The sequence below is a fragment of the Dellaglioa sp. CoH-57-MRSF-20 genome, from assembly GCF_056781955.1.
In genome coordinates this window covers 1-882 of the sequence record NZ_JBXAXV010000028.1, presented here as the reverse complement: position 1 = coordinate 882, position 882 = coordinate 1, and the positions used below count along the sequence as shown (strand labels likewise).

At 53.4% G+C, this 882-nt stretch carries 2 protein-coding genes; both read right to left on the bottom strand.

Features of this window, described 5'->3' with window-relative positions; genetic code table 11:
- A partial coding sequence (locus tag AC1RPN_RS07860) for a hypothetical protein (RefSeq protein WP_481763661.1) occupies positions 1 to 511 on the bottom strand: 511 nt, incomplete at its 3' end.
- Positions 512 to 630: 119 nt separating this feature from the next.
- Positions 631 to 882 (bottom strand): hypothetical protein (locus tag AC1RPN_RS07855; RefSeq protein ID WP_481763660.1); only part of this gene is annotated, 252 nt, incomplete at its 5' end.

Sequence of the window (882 nt, the reverse complement as noted above, 5' to 3'; positions counted from 1 at the left end):
GTTCCAGACCTGCTTTCGCGGCCTTTGCCACGTTAACGGTGCTGTAGCCATCGTCAGCACCGAACACCTCAACGTCCACGTCATCACGCAGAATTTCGTTGTTCTCACCACGGATTTCCAGTGCCGAGTCCGCGATCGACTTCGGAGCGCCTTGTGCCTTCACATGGTTCTCGATGCTGAGCAGACGCTTTTCTTCTTCCCGTGCGCCTTCCTGCTGCATGATTCGCTGCGCGTCGTCTTCGGTGATAAGCGAGATCAAGCCGTTGACTACTGCGGTACGGAACTGAGTGGATTGAAGAACGCGGGCACGTCCAAAACGCGCGCTCACGTCGATAGGAAGCCACGTTTGGCGGATCACCAGTGGGTCAGACTTTGCGCCGTTGGTGTGCGGAATGTCGAGAACGACGTTGCCGGACAGTTCGTACTTCGATGCAGCTGCCGAGTTCACGCACCAGATCGGTCCGGTTGCTTGTGCGTCGAGATCAGCGAGGGTGAGTTTCTTGATACCCATTTGAGTAGTACTCCAAAAATTTTGAGGCCCGTGGAGCGAGCACAGGCCGAAATAAGGTTTTGTTTGTTTTTGTGAGTAGTTGCGATTTATTTACTATAGCTAACTTACTCAGTAATCTCTTATCGAGGGCGCTCAGTTACGATGCGTATCATCAACGGCTGTAGCGCTTCGTCAACTGGTGGGAGACCGACAATGGTCGCGTATTCGTTCATAGTCATGTCCTCATCAACGTCGTCTGCCAACCTTGTTCCAAACATGCATCGTCCGGACTCCCGATGTTTCCACATGCAACCGCGTCCGGCGCGCAGAGGGCAAATGGCTGTGATCAACTGCTTTTCGATGATGCCGCAGTAAGTGCCGGATTCTTGTTC